This window comes from Dolichospermum sp. LEGE 00246, from assembly GCF_015207865.1.
Classification (GTDB): Bacteria; Cyanobacteriota; Cyanobacteriia; order Cyanobacteriales; family Nostocaceae; genus Dolichospermum; species Dolichospermum heterosporum.
The window spans coordinates 1-16263 of sequence record NZ_JADEWA010000077.1; the positions used below are offsets into that span (position 1 = coordinate 1).

Below are 16263 nucleotides of genomic sequence, written 5' to 3' on the forward strand. Positions count from 1 at the left end.
TATCAAAAGTTAGCAACCTATATTTACGAAACTCTCAAGAAAACCCGCGATTTGTTATTTTAGCAAATTTAACAAAAATTAATGTTTTCAAGTCTATTAATGGCGTATTCTCTGAGCCATTGATATCATTAAATGCAGGAGATATTCTCAGCCATTATGACTCAAGATTCAGCGAAAAAAGAATATTTAAGTTCTATCTAAAAACCCTAATAGAATCTTGGCTGAGAGACTTAGCTTATCAGTGGAAATCAAAAATACCACCTGGATATCAAGAATTAGAAAAAATAGGTATCCTAACAAATTTAAAACATGGAGAGACCTATTCACAAAATGATGAATAGAAATACATTATTTTGTGAAAATTTATAGTTAATTATCAGGAAGATTAGAGTGACCATACTTTATATAGAAACTAACTTTTTTATGTCTATTGCGAAAGGACAGGATTCGCAAGCAGAAGATTTGCTGTATAATCCGCCTAATTCAGTTAAGATATTTATACCAAATATTTGTTATATTGAAGCTGTGTCTGTTTACAAGTTAGAAAAACAAGAAAAATTGAAATTTAAACGAGAACTAGAACTAAAAATCACAGAAATTGACCGTGATAAAACTTCTAATTATGCTCCCTTATTAAGTCAACAATTACAAGAAACTATCATTACCAATAATGCTTTACGCAATACTGGAATTAAATACTTTGCAATCACGCAGGATTTTCTCAATTGGTTTAATTCTCGTTCATCAACTTAGATAACTGTTTAATTATTAAAACTATGACATTAACTAAAAAGATACTCAATTCCACAAAACGCCTTTTTTTATTAATAACTATTATTGCTTTTACAGCAATAGGACTTACCGCTTGTAACCCAACCAAATTAAAAACAAATGCGGCTCAAGTACCCCAATTAGTAACAAGCATTTTGAGTGATCCAAAAACATTTAATGCTGCGCTGAGTTCCGAATCACCAAATATTTTTGGTTACACCTATGAAGGATTATTAACTCAAAATCCCATTAACGGTAAAATAGAAGGAGCATTAGCTCAATCATGGGAAATATCACCAGATAAAACCAAAATTACCTTTACCATGCGTGAAGGTTTAAAATGGTCAGATGGACAACCATTAACAGTTGATGATGTCGTATTTACCTATAATGATATTTATTTAAATGAAAACATCCCTACAGATACTAGAGATGTTTTAAGAGTCGGGAAAGATCGCAAATTACCAACTGTCAGAAAAATAGATAATAGAAGAGTGGAATTTAGTGTCCCTGAACCATTTAGACCTTTTTTACTGAATACAGGAGCATCTATTTTACCTGCTCATATTTTAGAGAAATCAGTCAAAACAAAAAATAAAGATGGTAAAGTGGAATTTCTGAATAAATGGGGTGTGGATACTCCTCCTGAAGAAATTATTGTTAATGGTCCTTATAAACTGGAAAGATATGATACGAGTCAACGGATAATTTTTCGCCGTAACCCCTATTATTGGCGTAAAGATGCTCAAGGTAAACCCCAACCTTATATTGAACGAATAATTTGGCAAATTGTGGAGTCAACAGATACTTCCTTACTCCAATTTCGTTCCGGTGATTTAGATTCTATTGGTGTTTCCCCTGATTATTTTTCTTTATTAAAAGTTCAGGAAAAACAAGGGAATTTTAAAATATATAATGGGGGTCCTAGTTCTAGCACTTCCTTTATTTCCTTTAACTTAAATAAGGGAAAAAGACAAAATCAACCATTAGTTGATCCAATTAAATCTAAATGGTTTAATAATGTGCAATTCCGGCAAGCATTAGCCTATGCTATTGATAGACAAACCATGTTAAATAATACTTTTCGTGGTTTAGGTACACCCCAAAATTCTCCTATTTCTGTTCAAAGTCCTTATTTCTTATCACCGGAAAAAGGCTTGAAGGTTTATAACTATAATCCTGAAAAAGCCAAAGAATTACTACTAAAAGCTGGATTTCAATATAATGAAAAAAATCTCTTAGTAGATAATCAAGGTAATGAGGTGAGATTTGCATTATTAACTAATGCGGGGAATAAAATTCGGGAATCAATGGGTTCGCAAATTAAACAGGATTTAAGTAAAATTGGTATTCAAGTAGATTTTACACCATTGGCTTGGAATACTTTTATAGATAAACTTTCTAACACTTTAGATTGGGATGCTTGTTTAATAGGTTTGACAGGGGGTTTAGAACCAAATGATGGTGCTAATGTGTGGTCTCCTGAAGGGGGACTACATATGTTTAATCAAAAACCACAAGCTGGACAAAAACCGATTGAAGGTTGGGAAGTTGCTGACTGGGAAAAGAAAATTAATGAACTTTATATTCAAGGCGCACAGGAGTTTGATGAGGCTAAATTGAAGGAAATTTATGGCGAAAGTCAACAATTAACACAGGAGTATTTACCTTTCATTTACTTGGTTAATTCCTATTCTCTATCAGCAATCAGAAATCGGTTTCAAGGTATCCAATATTCTGCTCTTGGTGGTGCTTTTTGGAATATTCATGAAATTAAAGTTACGAAATAGTTGACTGTTGACTGAATAAGGGAAATCCAAAATCTAAAATCCAAAATCCAAAATTGCATGACACAACCAGAAAATTTGCGATCGCTCTTAGAAGCCGTCGCCAATGGTAAAATAACCCCAGATATAGCCTTCGACTCCCTCAAAGACTTAGCCTATCAATCCGTAGGTGAATTTGCTAAAATAGATCATCATCGTCAATTAAGAACCGGTTTCCCGGAGGTAATTTGGGGACCAGGTAAAACACCTGAACAAATTGCTCAAATTATGGAAGTCATGCGCCACCGGACTTCCGTAGTTATGGCTACCCGCATTGAGCCAAAAGTATATTCCGCATTACAACCAAAAGTTAGAGGTATCCAATACTACGAACAAGCCCGAATTTGTGCCATTGTTCCCCCTGTGATTGAAGTCAGATTTCCCGGTAAAATTGGCATTCTTTCCGCTGGTACTGCCGATTTAGCCGTTGCTGAAGAAGCCGCTGTCACTGCGGAACTTTCGGGTTTTTATGTACAGCGCCTCTGGGATGTAGGTGTGGCGGGAATTCATCGGTTATTAAGCAACCGTCATGTATTAGAATCAGCATCGGTATTAATCGTTGTCGCGGGCATGGAAGGGGCTTTGCCCAGTGTTGTAGCGGGTTTGGCAGATTGTCCCGTAATCGCTGTTCCTACCAGTATTGGCTATGGTGCAAGCTTTTCTGGTTTGGCACCTCTATTAACAATGCTTAACTCTTGTGCTGCTGGTATAGGTGTAGTTAATATAGATAATGGCTTTGGTGCAGCGGTTTTAGCTGGGCAAATTTTACGAACTTCAGAAAAATTACGTTTAGCGGCAGAACGTAGTAAAGTGTCAGTAACCCAGCCCTAAAGGGACTGGGCTTGCAAGAGTAATTAAGCAAGCCGTGCTGACCAGACCACCCTGAGTTTACTCTCATCGTAGCCGTTATTTGAGTCACGACACCCTGGAATGCGAAGCTAGTTCCCCGCTCTGTCATTTGCAATTAAACAGTTTTAAGGTCACTGAAACAGTGTTGCAAGTCTAAAAAGCTCTTATAACTGGTCGTTCGCGCAGCGTGCCGGAGGCATCTAGCTAACATTACCCCAGAAATGGGAGGCACATCGCGTGCAAAACATTATGCGTACAGAGTTGGGAATTTTGAATCGGTAATTGTCCCGTTGAAAGTACATCACAAAGGTACCCCGAATTTCTTAACTCCAAGGCGGTAATGAAAAAATATTCAAGGCGGTTAAAACCGCTCGTGCCGTTTCCCTCTCAGGGCTAAAGCCACTGAGTTTCCCACTTACTGGGTATTCTTATAATTGCGGTAGCTTTTTATTTGATTAGTTACTTCAAATCTTGATAACAGGTGATAAACCTTTTGGTGAAAGAATTATGGAACACTTGAATGATTCACTATTGCCACTGCTAGGAAATTTACAGGAACATATTACTCTTCTGGCTGATCTTGGTAATGTTAGAGACCCAGACCTTTTAGGTCAAGTACAAGCCTCTTGGAATCACTTTGTCAAAACTGGGCAAATTTGGGCATTGTTGATTGGTATAATTGTTGGTTATCTGTTCAAAGGTTTTACTAGTTACGGTTAAAGTGATTTTAGATTTTAGATTTTAGATTTTGGATTAGTTATTTAGATAATATAAGTTGCCAGTTAGGTAAATTGTCAGAATTAGGTGGTTATCGAGCGAAGTCGAGGTAATATCCAGGATTAAAGGATGAACAGGATGAAACCAGAGCTTTTACTAGCAATTACCTATTACCAATTACCCATTACCAGCCTCAACGAGATAACTAGCAACTTGAGTTAGATACTGAAAACCTTGTAATTTCGCTTATGAAACAACAAAATTTTTAACTCACATAAGGCGTATGATTCAAAATCTAATATCTACAAATTTCTTCCTTTCCCTTCAGATTTATGACCGAAAAACAAACTTGGAGTCAGCGGTTTGAGTCCGCGCTACATCCAGCGATCGCTCGTTTCAATGCTAGTATCAGTTTTGACATTGAACTTATCGAATATGACATTACTGGTTCTCAAGCTCATGCCAAAATGTTGGCACATACAGGTATAATTTCCCACGAAGAAGGGGAAGCACTGTTTAACGGTTTAGAACAAGTTCGTCAAGAATATCGTCAAGGGCAATTTCAACCCGGTGTTGATGCCGAAGATGTGCATTTTGCCGTAGAAAAGCGCCTCACGGAAATTGTCGGAGATGTAGGTAAAAAACTCCACACAGCCCGTTCTCGCAATGACCAAGTAGGTACAGACACTAGATTATACCTACGTGATCAAATTCAACAAATTCGCCAACAATTACGGAACTGGCAAACAGTATTAGTTGATATAGCCGAAAAAAATGTTGAAACCTTGATTCCTGGTTATACCCACCTGCAACGCGCCCAACCAGTGAGTTTAGCGCACCATTTACTGGCATACTTTCAAATGGCACAACGGGACTGGGAACGCTTAGAAGACGTTTACAGCCGAGTGAATATCTCCCCCTTGGGTTGTGGTGCTTTAGCGGGAACAACTTTCCCCATTGACCGCCACTATACAGCCAATTTATTACATTTTGACAATGTTTATGCTAACAGCTTGGACGGAGTGAGCGATCGGGACTTCGCCATAGAATTTCTCTGTGCTGCTAGTATTATTATGGTTCACCTCAGCCGTCTTTCCGAAGAAATAATCCTGTGGGCATCAGAAGAATTTCGCTTCATCACCCTCAAAGATAGCTGTGCCACAGGTTCTAGCATTATGCCCCAAAAGAAAAACCCCGACGTACCTGAATTAGTGCGCGGCAAAACCGGGCGAGTATTTGGTCATCTGCAAGCCATGTTAGTAATTATGAAAGGTTTACCCCTGGCTTATAACAAAGATCTCCAGGAAGACAAAGAAGGCATATTTGACAGTGTAAACACAGTCAAAGCCTGTTTAGAAGCAATGACAATTTTACTGCAAGAAGGTTTAGAATTTCGTCACCAACGATTAGCAACAGCAGTTACAGAAGACTTTGCTAACGCTACCGATGTTGCAGATTATCTCGCCGCCAGGGGTGTACCCTTCCGCGAAGCTTATAACATTGTCGGCAAAGTCGTCAAAACCAGTATTGCCGCTGGTAAACTGCTCAAAGATTTGCATCTAGAAGAATGGCAACAAATCCATCCCGCATTTGCCGCCGACATTTATGAAGCCATAACCCCACGTCAAGTGGTTGCAGCCCGCAACAGCTATGGAGGTACAGGCTTTCTCCAAGTTAGACAAGCCCTTATCAACGCCCGGACTCAAATCAGTGTGAAATAAAGGGAACAGGGAACAGGGAACAGGGAACAGGGAACAGGGAACAGGGAACAGGGAACAGGGAACAGGGAACAGGGAACAGGGAACAGGGAACAGGGGAGAAATTTCATTCTTTCTTCCAACTGACAACTGACCACTAACACAAGTAAGGGTGTACTGGTGTACACCCTAAAAATTCAAAATATGAAAGAGTCAAATTTAACCAGCTACATTAATCAGCAGCATCCATTGCTGCTGCTCCTGTTCCTTCTTCCTCTTCACTCTTGGGCGGTCTTTGTTGGAATCTTCTGCCCATTCTACCTGTGGTGGTCCGTTTACGAAACTTTCTGGCGTAGGCCTGGTTTCGTAGCGCCTTTTCTTTTTTCGGGTTACGGCGCTTTGCCATATTCACCTCATTAATAAACAACAAAAAATTGGCATCTAGGCATTACTTAGGCCATATTAGCTACCGATATTATTGATATACTTTTTTAGCCTAGTGCAGCAATCAATACACTTTAAATAGCATACCATTATATCGCACTAAAAAGTCTAATGTCAACCAGAATTTAGGTTGGTAATTGGTATTGGTCATGAACTTCTGTGATTTTCTGAATTCAATTCAATTTACAATAGGTAGCTCGATTTAATTATACACAAACGAGGCTTATATAAGCGAAAATTAGTAAGCACAATCTATATTTATACAGGGGTGAATAAACCTAGAACTGAGATATATCAAGAGTTTGAAGGTAAAAAAGGTGAAAGAAGTGCAAGGAATAAGGGTTGAAATTAGCAAAAGCCTATCACTTTACCAGATTTAATACTATTCTTCTCTTCTTCTAATTCTTCCTCCTGACTCCTGACTCCTGACTCCTAGCCCATGACTTACGTCACGCTGCGCTATCACAGACAACTTTTTCAGCAAGCCCTATATAGACAAACAATTCCATTCTGCGGGCATTTTACGGCGGAAAGCGTTAAGAATCGCCGTTTCTATCCTTGGACTTGAGACTTTTCAGCAATTTACTAAATATTCAGATTAAATCAGAGAGAAATATCAATATTAGTTTTTACCCAATCAGCAAAATCTACAACTGTCATTTCTTCAGTTAAAAATAGCTGATTTTTATCATCTCGATGTAAGTGAGGAATATATTCATTCGCGTATTCTTTACCAATACGACCATATTTTAGGCGAATGGCTCGAGGATCTGGGCTATTATCAAAACCTGCTTCAACCCAATCACCTCGCAAAACATAATATCTATATTTTCTCAGTTCATCACTGAACAATTCTGTAATCAAAATCCGATATTCTCCATACTGTCCTTCTAAACGCAGGATGGCGCGTTTTGGAGTTGTGTCTATTATATAATTAACCTGCTGAAAATTAACTTTAGCGATTTTTACTATGTCAGTAAAATAGTCTGTAATTTTTGTATCCAATCTTCAACTCCTTGATGACAAAATTCCCAATCAGCTAAATCAATTTCCCATGTTTTACTGACTAAATTTTCTACTTGTTTGATAAAGTCTTCATCTTCATATATTTGCTGACAAAAAGTAGAATAATCTAGCTGATATTTTTCTTGATACTTAATATCTCGTTGACGAAGTTCAGCAATTTTTAAGGCTATCTTATCAAGAGTATATTGTTTAAGAGCCAAATCCATTGATTCTTGTAAATCTCCTAGTGCAGATAAAACTTCAATGTATTCATCTTTAATTGATACTGTCACCATGATTTTTACCTCTTGATAATTACGACATAAACTTACCCGTTGCCAAATAAGTTGTTAGCATTTGTTAGCTTTTTTTGTATTGGTTTTATATAACTAACTTACTACCAAAATCACCGTAACGATGCCTACTAGCAAGGCATCGCGGATTTTAGATTTGCGATTGATCTGTAATCTAAAATCTAAAATCCAACCAGCGATTTAATGGTTTACCGCTGCTGCTTCTCGTGCTGCTGCGGCTTGATCTGGATGAATACCCAAGCGTGTTAGGTTAATTCGACCCTTATTGTCAATTTCTCGCACTTTGACAATCACCTCATCACCAACAGCTACCTCATCTTCAACCTTACCAACGCGATAGTCAGCGAGTTGAGAAATGTGAATCATGCCTTCTTTACCGGGCAAGAACTCCACAAAAGCGCCAATGGGTATAACCCGTGTCACACGACCGATGTAAACATCCCCTTCATGGAGTTTACGAGTCATGCCCTGAACGATATTCCGCGCTCTCTTAGCTCGGTTTTCATCAACTGCGGAAATGGTGACAGTACCATCATCTTGGATGTCAATCTTTGCACCTGTTTCTTCAGTGATACCCTTAATGGTTTTACCACCAGGTCCAATCACCAGACCAATCATGTCAGGATCAATCTTAATTGTTAACAGACGTGGGGCAAAGGGTGAAGTTTCTTCCCTGGGGGTGTCAATAGTCTGGAGCATTTTTTCCAGAATGTGTAACCGGGCAGGTTTGGCTTGGTTGACAGCTTGGGCAATTACTTCTAAAGACAAACCAGATATTTTCATATCCATTTGCAAAGCTGTAATTCCAGTATCTGTACCAGCAACTTTGAAGTCCATATCACCCAAAAAGTCTTCAATGCCCTGGATATCGGTGAGGATTCGTACTTCGTCCCCTTCCTTAATCAAGCCCATTGCCGCACCGCTCACAGGTTTGGTAATGGGTACACCTGCATCCATGAGGGATAAACTAGAACCACAAACTGAACCCATTGAAGTTGAACCGTTGGAAGAAAGCACTTCCGAAACTACGCGAATTACGTAGGGGAACTTGTCTTTTGGCGGTAATACAGGTAATAATGCCCGTTCTGCTAATGCACCATGTCCGATTTCCCGTCTACCAGGGGCGCGTAATGGTTTGGTTTCGCCGACGGAGAAGGGAGGGAAGTTATAGTGATGCAGGTAACGTTTAGTTTGTTCTAGTTGCAAGTCGTCGTTCAGATTTTGGGCATCTCCAGGAGTACCAAGGGTACACATTGATAGCACCTGAGTCAGTCCCCGGTTAAATAAACCGCTACCATGTACTCTTTTGGGTATAATCCCAACTCGACAAGAGATAGGACGAACTTCATCAAGCTTACGACCATCAACGCGCACGTTATCTTCGACAATTTGACGACGCATGAAGTATTTGGTAATGCTCTTGAAGGTATTACCAAGGGCTTTGGAGTCGGCTGTGGCAGCGATGCGAATGGGGTCTTCTTCTGGTAAGGCTTTGATTTCAGCAGAGATATTATCTTTAACTGCATCCAAAGCAATATCACGATCAGTTTTAGTTAACTCAAATTGCGCCAAGATTTTTTTGATCTCATCACTAGCGCGATCGCGGATATAGTTTTCTAATGTCTTATCTACTTCTGGTGGCGTTTCTTGCACAAGTTTTAGACCTAGTTCATCCAGCAAATCTAACTGAGCTTGAATTAAATCCCGAACCGCTTCGTAGCCAAAATCAATCGCTTCAATAATATCTTGCTCTGGCAATTGATTTGCACCCGCTTCCACCATAATTACCCCATCTGGGGAACCGGCAACGATTAAATCCAAATCTCCCGCTTCAATTTCCGCATAGGTAGGGTTAATAATAAAATCATCACCAACCAAGCCTACTCGCACTGCGGCCATTGGTCCATTAAAAGGAATTTGGGCAATGAGAGTAGCAATTGAAGCACCTGTGACTGCTAACACATCAGGGGGGACTTGCTCATCCATTGACATAGTTATTGCCACAACTTGCAAATCATCCCGCAACCATGAAGGGAATAAAGGACGGAGTGGGCGGTCAATCAGACGACTGGCAAGAATTGCCTTTTCCGGTGGACGACCTTCCCGGCGCATAATCCCCCCTGGAATTCTTCCTGCTGCATACAATCTTTCTTCGTAATCTACGGTCAGTGGCAAAAAATCAATGCCTTCCCGCGCTGCTGACCTTGTAGCCGTTACTAAAACAGTTGTATCTCCTGATTGTATCAAAACCGACCCACCTGCTTGGGGGGCTAGTAGGCCAACCGTCAGTCGAATATCCCGTCCATCAAAGGATATTGACTTTTCAAATTCTGCCATTCAGTTTTTTTTCCTTCTCTTACGCGATTCTCACTCTGTGGCAATCCTAACATTTATGCAGTCTAGACGGCTTCTGTAATGAACAAACATAAAACAAAATTTTCTCATTTAGCCGTACAACAGGCTTCATATCTGGGTTTGTGATCTCAGTTCTATTTTTGAGAACGATTTAATAATGGTTCATCATTCAATTAAACTGTAAATAACAGTATGATATTTACCTTGTCATTAAAAAGCACAGGTGCAAAAACGCAAAGCAATCCGTATAAATTCCACTTCATCCCCCAAATATCACTTCTAACTCAAGGAGAGCGATATTTATACCCAACACGGCTTAATTATTTGATTCTCCGGGTAGGGGTAAAGCAAAAGCTTAATGGTGTCAACTTAAGCTCAAATCCCTACCACACCTCGTTCCTAGTCTCTGACTAGGAATGCAGTTGATGAGGCTCTGCCTCTAATATCATTGAAGGCAGAGCCTTCTAGGATTCATTCCCAGTCAGAGACTGGGAATGAGATGAATTGAGTTCTTTGCGGGATAGATGTTTTACGTTAAGTTGACACCAATGAATGGGTACTTATTCAGCAAACCCTATGTATGAATTTAGACTTTTCAAACAACCTCTAAATAAATAAACTAGGAGACACTTTAAAATATTCTCCCAAGGCTTTTGCTTGTGCTTTACTAATTGAACGTTTACCGTTGACAACCTCTGAAACCACACCACTGCTAGAACCAAGAATACGTACTAAGTCAGCTTGACGAATTCCACTAGATTCCATAAGATGTAGCAATATTTCATGAGGTGTAGATTCATCCATTGGATAATTTTCTTCTTCATAATCTTCAATGAGTTTGACAATCAATTTGTCTAGAATTCGCTCCTCTGGAGTAAGATTTTTTTTAAAAGTTAGAAATTCTGCAACTTTTAAAAGTCGTTCATACTCCGCTTCAGTTTCAATTACTTGAGGAGCGATTTCTGCTAGTAATTGACTATAAGTATTTCGGTCAAAAGTAAGGGTCATTTTTCCATTTATTTTTATTATATTCTGCGTGAGTTAGCAAATATTTGTAGTGAACCTTTTTTGTTTCATAATTAATCCCGACAATTAAACGATAATCATTACCTTTAATATTAAAAACAGTAAAATTACCAACAGCTTCAGCATCTCGGTAAGTTTTTTGAACATCATCCAAACTTTGCCATTCGGATTTTTTAACAGTTGTATACCAACTTTCAATTTGTTTTTTGATATTGGGATACTTAGCTGCTTCTTCGCGGAGGTTGCGAATTGAAATTAAGTGCATATATTTTGGGTTTTGCTTTTAACTTTTTCTGATTTATGTAAATCATTGGTTTCGACTCTCACTTCTTTTATCTAATTCTTTCAAAAAGAGAGTAAGTTGTCAAGCCCTAATTAGGAATTACGTAAAATACCTCTAAAACCCTCTTCCCTTAGTGTTCTTCGTGTCTTCGTGGTTCATTTTTCTGTAATTAAAAACTCCACAAAGATAAAAAATCCTTGAGGAGCTTGAGAGAGTATTAACAGCTTTTACCCAGCCATAAAGAATTAAGCCATAACGCACCAAATAGTAAATTTACTAATTATCTGGAAGTTGTTTTTTCAAAGCATCTAATAAAGCCCAACGGCTATCAATAGGTGGTTCAGAAACAGCAGTATTTAGAATACCTGGACAATTAAGGTTACATAATTGACGCTGAGGTAACGCTAAACACATTTGCTGATAAAGCCATTCACTGGGATCAAAATGACCATCAGGTGCTAAAGTTTCCAGTAAATCTTCGACAGCAACTTCCATTTCTAAAGGCAAATCTTCCGTTTGATTAGCAGTTTCATCTAACCAAATGACTTCCTGAGTATCAAGAACCAAACGATGGTTATACTGCTGCAAACAGCGGTTGCAAGTACAGGTAACAATTGTTTCTGCCTGAGATGAAACTTCTAAATAGTTACCCTGATGTTTAACCTGGATAACTCCGCGAACGGGTGTCAATGTTTCTAGTCCAGGCAGAAACTCTTGAACTTGAATTTCCTCTGTCCGCTCCGGGGCTTTAGATAGCTGCGGAATAAAAATAGCGTCCATAGGATTTGTGAAATACCATCAAAATTGATCATTGGTAATGGGTAATGGGTAATTGGTAACTGGTAATTGGTAATATTTTTGTCTGTTCCCTGTTTCCTGTTCCCTGTTCCCCGTTCCCTATTACCTAATTATGGTGTGACTGCTTGACGAACAACTAAATGACGATGAGGTTCTTTGCCGCGACTGAAGGTTTCTAAATCCGAAAATTCCTGCAATAAAGTGTGGATTTGTCGGCGTTCTGAGGAACTGAGAGATTGAAGTTCTACCTCTCTTCCAGAAAAACGGACTTCTGCGGCAGCAGTTTCAGCTAAAGTGCGGATTTCGGCTTCTCGCCTCACCCGATAACCATTCAATTCAATTGTGTAAGCTGTCTGATTTTCTTCTGGTTGATTTAAGTTGAGAACGGAATTTGCTAGATACTGAATACTATCTAGCACCGAACCACCAGCACCAATTAAAATCCTAATTTGTTCTGATGTTAAGTTGGTTTGATCTATTGTTAACCAGTAGCTTTCTCCTGTTGGTGTATCTTGTCCTGAAGATGGCTTAGGTTCTAAATTAGCCCGTACTTGAGTAGATACACCAGTTAAAAGTAGCAAATTTTGTAGCCATTGTTCACTACTCTGCATAGAAATGTCGCTCATAATCAACCGGTAGCCTTTTTCTTAGAACTTTTGGGTTCAAATGGCAACGCTTTTACTTCGATGGTTTGGGCTTCTTTTTCTTGTGAATCTACGATTTTCTGAATTTCTTCTGGTAGAGGTTCACGGGAGAGGATATATGTTTGGATAGTTTGGAAAACGTTACCAATTACCATATACATAAGTACCCCAGCCGGCAGAGGAAAGAATAGGAACATCCCAGAAAAGATGACAGGGGTAATTTTATTGACTGTATCTTGCTGAGGGTTGCCACCGCTGGAATTTTGCCCAGACAGCATTTGGCTGACATAAAGGCTGATACCAAAGAAGACAATCATCGCCACAATATCCCAATGGACTGTGTTATCGGGATCAATAGCACCTACTCGACCTAAAGCATCAATAAAGAGAAATCCTTTTTCTGCTGCTAGTCCGGGAATTGTGCCTTGAATGGTCACGTCTCCGGGTTCTAGAGCCTCTACATTGCCTTCGGCATCAATTTTCACCCTCTCTGCGCCTTTGGTGACTTTCCAGGTGGGTGTTAACTGAGCTTCTGGGTGTTCCTTGAGAAGCAAATCAAATGGTTTGCCTTCTACGGTTTGATATTGAATCTTAGTTTTTTCTCCCACTGTTAACTTATCGCCTCCTGGTAAGATCGCAGAAATGGGAGTGTGATCACCGTCAGCAATGTAGATATTTTGTGGAGGAGTGGCAAATGCTTGGGGTTGAATGCGCTCAATCTCTTCTTGAGGGAAGATTTGCAGGTTAACGGAATAGTTAACACCAGAAAAAGGCGAACCCCGCAAAGTTGCAAACAGTGCTAGTAATACTGGCATTTGCAACAGTAAAGGTAGACATCCTGCTAAGGGATTACCAAATTCACTTTGGACCTTGAGCATTTCCTCTTGTTGCTTTTGCTGATCATCTTTATAGCGTTCTTTAATTTCTGCCATACGCTTTTGCATCACAGGCTGCACAACTCGCATCCGCCGCATACTGCGGATAGAGCCAGCACTCAGGGGGTAGAGTGCAAAGCGGATAATCAATGTTAAGGCTACTATCGCCAACCCATAGCTAGGGACAAAACCATAGAAAAGGTCTATGATTGGCAACATCACGTTGTTCGAGAGAAACCCGATACCAAAATCCATTATTCTGAATTCAACCTGCGGTACTTTGACACTCCCACCCCGGTTGGGAGTGGGATACTCAGTTGATCCTATCCTCTGACTAGAGGCGGTTCTCTTCCAAGCTTTTGCTCTATATTGTAGAGGTTTTTGTTAAGCATTGCTGCGACTATCCACAAGCTATGGAAGTTAAGGATAGCCGCACATGATCTAAAAATGTGAATGTTAACGCTCTGGAAAAATGACCGGGAATTTTAGATTTTAGATTTTAGATGCAAAAAATTTGGTACAAGCCCCGTCCTGAAGGATGGAAAAATACTCGCTGCGCTGCGTACGCTTCGCTCACGTAAATCCCAAATCCAAAATTTTCCAGCTATACACTTTAGGGTAAACTCAATCCAAAATCTAAAATACTCGCTGCGCTGCGTACGCTTCGCTAACGTAAATCCAAAATCAAGTGACTCATTTAGGATTGCTATATTGGGGATTTTTAGCAGCAATTTTTTCATTAATGTAGTCATAGACTTCCCGAAAATTGGGAACAGCCCGCATTTCGATGAGAGTACCATTTTTGAGGGTAACTGCCATATCTCCCCATAGACCGATGGCACGGGGAACTTTGACAACTTTCACTACTTCTGAATAAATTACATCATAGCGATCGCGTCCCATCCAACCACCAGTTACACATATCCTTCGATCTGTGATGCGGAAGCGTAGCCACACTGCTCTGACTATTGCTCCCACAGCTAAGGGTATACCCACTACTGTTAGCCCAATTAGCAGGTTAAAAATCAAATCCCCAATGTGGGGACCACCCTCATAATAAACTTCTTCACGAATACCCATTTAATACCTCAGTTTGTGCCAACAACTGCTCTAATTCTTGCAGAAATTTCTGGGTTTCGCACTCAGATTCTGTTGTTGTTGGTTTCACAATTAATACTAGCCGCCATCCTGGGAGTAATTTAGGCAATAGTTGATGTAATGCTGCTGTTATTTGCCTTTTGATTTTGTTGCGAACAACGGCGCGTTTACTGACTTTTGTACTAATGGCAATACCAATTTTTGTGCTAGGGGGGGCAGCATCCAAAGAAGGTTCTGTCGCAAGAGTAGGTTTTAAAGCTCTCAGTGTGAAATGAGAACTATGTCGCCGAATTCCTTCTCGGAAAACTGCCTGAAAATCCTGACGGGATTTGAGCCGATATGCTTTGGGCAAAGCCACAACAGTTCTTAATTGCTGAATTTTGTTACCCTAAACGCTCAGACGATGCCGCCCTTTTCTTCTTCTGGCACTAATCACGTTTCTACCGTCTGGTGTTCGCATTCTGGCACGGAATCCAGATGTTCTTTTTCTCTTACGGCAAGTGCCGCCCAGTGTTCTTTGCATACGGTTCTCCTCTTAGGCGATTTTCATAAAAAGTCACAATCTGATATTTTACCACTTTACAGGCAATAAAAACATATTTCTGGATGGAGTTGTCAGTTGTCAGTTGTCAGTTGTCAGTTGTCCGTTGTCCGTTGTCCGTTGTCCGTTGTCCGTTGCCTCTTGCCCCTTGCCTCTTGCCTCTTGCCTTTTTAGTTAATACTGATAATCCACGTACCAAGATAGCGCAGTAATGGGACATCACCGGGGGAAAGAACTTGACATTTGAAATAGTAAACTCCCCCAAAAGCTGGATTCTGTACATTGGATAAGACTAACTCGACTTTGCGACCGGCGGGAACTGGTTCTTCAGGAAATATTTGAATCACACCACCTTCTTTATCCCATTTGACCTCAGATAGGGGGACTTTTTTACCTTTAACTATGACTTCAACACTTTTGGGATCGAAAGTTCCCTTGTAATAATCAGGATAAGTAATGGTAAATTGAGCTACTGCTAGTTTCATTTGTTTGGCAGGAACCCTGAGTATATAACGATCTGTGTTGCTGGTTTGTCCGCCAAAATCTAACCGAAAGGGTAACTGATTTTCACTTTTGACCCCACTAAAAAGTGTTAAACCATTCTGGGCTAAAGTTATCGCTGGTAAACCCGCTAATAAGCAGCTAGTCACGGCTAAGGCAGAAAGTAGGCGTTTCATAAATTAGGTTTCCTCTAGTTGGTAGTTTGTCACGAAGTATCAGTATTTGTAACTAAACTTTACTACTATATGCTTGACAATTGACGTTGGTGAAAGATAAAAGTGCCTTTTCAGTCAGTGAAAATTTCCATTCCTGAAACTAAGATTATAGGACTTACGCGCCGTACCAACCTGCGATAAGATGAATAAGGGAAATTGTGTTGTTTTTGGCTTTGGGAATAAATTATCGAGTAGGTGTTTACCGAGGCTGACGCGCCCGACAAGAGATAAAATCCAGATTATATAGTTTTGTATTGCTAAAGAATAATTTTTATTGCTAATTATAAATATTTTAGTACACAAG

Annotated in this window: 19 protein-coding genes; 6 read left to right on the forward strand and 13 right to left on the reverse strand. The window is 39.7% G+C overall.

Annotation, left to right across the window (positions count from 1 at the left end; translation table 11 throughout):
• From IQ228_RS08000 to argH, 6 genes are all read left to right on the forward strand, one after another.
• Positions 1-341: hypothetical protein (locus IQ228_RS08000; protein ID WP_193962579.1), on the forward strand; the 341-nt coding region annotated here is incomplete at its 5' end.
• A 49-nt stretch (positions 342-390) separates the two neighbouring features.
• Positions 391-753 (forward strand): hypothetical protein, encoded by a 363-nt coding sequence (locus IQ228_RS08005; protein WP_236630480.1) that lies wholly within the window; start codon positions 391-393, stop codon positions 751-753.
• 23 nt (positions 754-776) lie between these two features.
• Positions 777-2561: an ABC transporter substrate-binding protein gene (locus tag IQ228_RS08010; protein WP_027401346.1), complete on the forward strand. Its 1785-nt coding sequence runs from the start codon at positions 777-779 to the stop codon at positions 2559-2561.
• 57 nt (positions 2562-2618) lie between these two features.
• The gene (larB, locus tag IQ228_RS08015; protein ID WP_193962580.1) at positions 2619-3428 is read left to right on the forward strand and encodes a nickel pincer cofactor biosynthesis protein LarB; all 810 of its coding nucleotides are present in this window, start codon (positions 2619-2621) and stop codon (positions 3426-3428) included.
• Positions 3429-3917: 489 nt separating this feature from the next.
• Positions 3918-4166 (forward strand): hypothetical protein, encoded by a 249-nt coding sequence (locus IQ228_RS08020; protein WP_370566845.1) that lies wholly within the window; start codon positions 3918-3920, stop codon positions 4164-4166.
• Between the two features lie 329 nt (positions 4167-4495).
• Positions 4496-5884, forward strand: coding sequence for an argininosuccinate lyase (gene argH / locus IQ228_RS08025; RefSeq protein WP_027401343.1), 1389 nt, complete (start codon positions 4496-4498; stop codon positions 5882-5884).
• A gap of 208 nt (positions 5885-6092) precedes the next feature.
• Here argH and IQ228_RS08030 read toward each other — a convergent pair whose 3' ends face one another.
• The 13 genes from IQ228_RS08030 to IQ228_RS08090 all read right to left on the reverse strand — a co-directional run bounded on the left by IQ228_RS08030 (position 6093) and on the right by IQ228_RS08090 (position 15920).
• Complete coding sequence (locus IQ228_RS08030; protein WP_168465616.1) at positions 6093-6266, reverse strand: hypothetical protein; 174 nt, start codon at positions 6264-6266, stop codon at positions 6093-6095.
• A gap of 641 nt (positions 6267-6907) precedes the next feature.
• On the reverse strand, positions 6908-7309 hold the full coding sequence (locus tag IQ228_RS08035) for a hypothetical protein (RefSeq protein ID WP_027401342.1): 402 nt from the start codon (positions 7307-7309) through the stop codon (positions 6908-6910).
• Positions 7273-7605 (reverse strand): hypothetical protein, encoded by a 333-nt coding sequence (locus tag IQ228_RS08040; protein ID WP_027401341.1) that lies wholly within the window; start codon positions 7603-7605, stop codon positions 7273-7275. The genes IQ228_RS08035 and IQ228_RS08040 overlap by 37 nt, the downstream gene beginning before the upstream one ends.
• 198 nt (positions 7606-7803) lie before the next feature.
• Positions 7804-9960, reverse strand: coding sequence for a polyribonucleotide nucleotidyltransferase (locus IQ228_RS08045; protein ID WP_027401340.1), 2157 nt, complete (start codon positions 9958-9960; stop codon positions 7804-7806).
• A gap of 624 nt (positions 9961-10584) precedes the next feature.
• Entirely contained in the window at positions 10585-10986 is a 402-nt protein-coding gene (locus IQ228_RS08050; RefSeq protein ID WP_193962581.1) for a type II toxin-antitoxin system HigA family antitoxin, read from the reverse strand.
• Positions 10970-11269 carry a type II toxin-antitoxin system HigB family toxin gene (locus IQ228_RS08055; RefSeq protein WP_193962582.1) on the reverse strand — a complete coding sequence of 100 codons (300 nt, stop codon included), beginning with the start codon at positions 11267-11269 and terminating at the stop codon, positions 10970-10972. The genes IQ228_RS08050 and IQ228_RS08055 overlap by 17 nt, the downstream gene beginning before the upstream one ends.
• Before the next feature lie 294 nt (positions 11270-11563).
• Positions 11564-12067 (reverse strand): DUF177 domain-containing protein, encoded by a 504-nt coding sequence (locus IQ228_RS08060; RefSeq protein ID WP_039199522.1) that lies wholly within the window; start codon positions 12065-12067, stop codon positions 11564-11566.
• Positions 12068-12195: 128 nt separating this feature from the next.
• Positions 12196-12711: a R3H domain-containing nucleic acid-binding protein gene (locus IQ228_RS08065; protein ID WP_027401336.1), complete on the reverse strand. Its 516-nt coding sequence runs from the start codon at positions 12709-12711 to the stop codon at positions 12196-12198.
• Positions 12712-12713: 2 nt separating this feature from the next.
• Entirely contained in the window at positions 12714-13859 is a 1146-nt protein-coding gene (gene yidC, locus IQ228_RS08070) for a membrane protein insertase YidC (RefSeq protein ID WP_027401335.1), read from the reverse strand.
• Between the two features lie 438 nt (positions 13860-14297).
• Entirely contained in the window at positions 14298-14684 is a 387-nt protein-coding gene (locus IQ228_RS08075; protein ID WP_027401334.1) for a PH domain-containing protein, read from the reverse strand.
• Positions 14671-15060 (reverse strand): ribonuclease P protein component, encoded by a 390-nt coding sequence (rnpA, locus tag IQ228_RS08080; protein WP_027401333.1) that lies wholly within the window; start codon positions 15058-15060, stop codon positions 14671-14673. Before rnpA ends, IQ228_RS08075 begins: the two co-directional genes overlap by 14 nt.
• Before the next feature lie 30 nt (positions 15061-15090).
• A complete protein-coding gene (rpmH, locus tag IQ228_RS08085; RefSeq protein WP_015209090.1) occupies positions 15091-15225 on the reverse strand; it encodes a 50S ribosomal protein L34 in 135 nt (44 codons plus the stop codon).
• Positions 15226-15413: 188 nt separating this feature from the next.
• Positions 15414-15920 (reverse strand): DUF2808 domain-containing protein, encoded by a 507-nt coding sequence (locus IQ228_RS08090; RefSeq protein ID WP_027401332.1) that lies wholly within the window; start codon positions 15918-15920, stop codon positions 15414-15416.
• Positions 15921-16263 lie beyond the last annotated feature (343 nt).

Bases quoted from the DNA above. Each gene is read 5' to 3' on its own strand.
- IQ228_RS08010 (WP_027401346.1), top strand. From the start codon at position 777: ATGACATTAACTAAAAAGATACTCAATTCCACAAAACGCCTTTTTTTA.
- larB (WP_193962580.1), top strand. From the start codon at position 2,619: ATGACACAACCAGAAAATTTGCGATCGCTCTTAGAAGCCGTCGCCAAT.
- argH (WP_027401343.1), top strand. From the start codon at position 4,496: ATGACCGAAAAACAAACTTGGAGTCAGCGGTTTGAGTCCGCGCTACAT.
- IQ228_RS08030 (WP_168465616.1), bottom strand. From the start codon at position 6,266: ATGGCAAAGCGCCGTAACCCGAAAAAAGAAAAGGCGCTACGAAACCAG.
- IQ228_RS08040 (WP_027401341.1), bottom strand. From the start codon at position 7,605: ATGGTGACAGTATCAATTAAAGATGAATACATTGAAGTTTTATCTGCA.
- IQ228_RS08045 (WP_027401340.1), bottom strand. From the start codon at position 9,960: ATGGCAGAATTTGAAAAGTCAATATCCTTTGATGGACGGGATATTCGA.
- IQ228_RS08050 (WP_193962581.1), bottom strand. From the start codon at position 10,986: ATGACCCTTACTTTTGACCGAAATACTTATAGTCAATTACTAGCAGAA.
- IQ228_RS08055 (WP_193962582.1), bottom strand. From the start codon at position 11,269: ATGCACTTAATTTCAATTCGCAACCTCCGCGAAGAAGCAGCTAAGTAT.
- IQ228_RS08060 (WP_039199522.1), bottom strand. From the start codon at position 12,067: ATGGACGCTATTTTTATTCCGCAGCTATCTAAAGCCCCGGAGCGGACA.
- IQ228_RS08065 (WP_027401336.1), bottom strand. From the start codon at position 12,711: ATGAGCGACATTTCTATGCAGAGTAGTGAACAATGGCTACAAAATTTG.
- yidC (WP_027401335.1), bottom strand. From the start codon at position 13,859: ATGGATTTTGGTATCGGGTTTCTCTCGAACAACGTGATGTTGCCAATC.
- IQ228_RS08075 (WP_027401334.1), bottom strand. From the start codon at position 14,684: ATGGGTATTCGTGAAGAAGTTTATTATGAGGGTGGTCCCCACATTGGG.
- rpmH (WP_015209090.1), bottom strand. From the start codon at position 15,225: ATGCAAAGAACACTGGGCGGCACTTGCCGTAAGAGAAAAAGAACATCT.
- IQ228_RS08090 (WP_027401332.1), bottom strand. From the start codon at position 15,920: ATGAAACGCCTACTTTCTGCCTTAGCCGTGACTAGCTGCTTATTAGCG.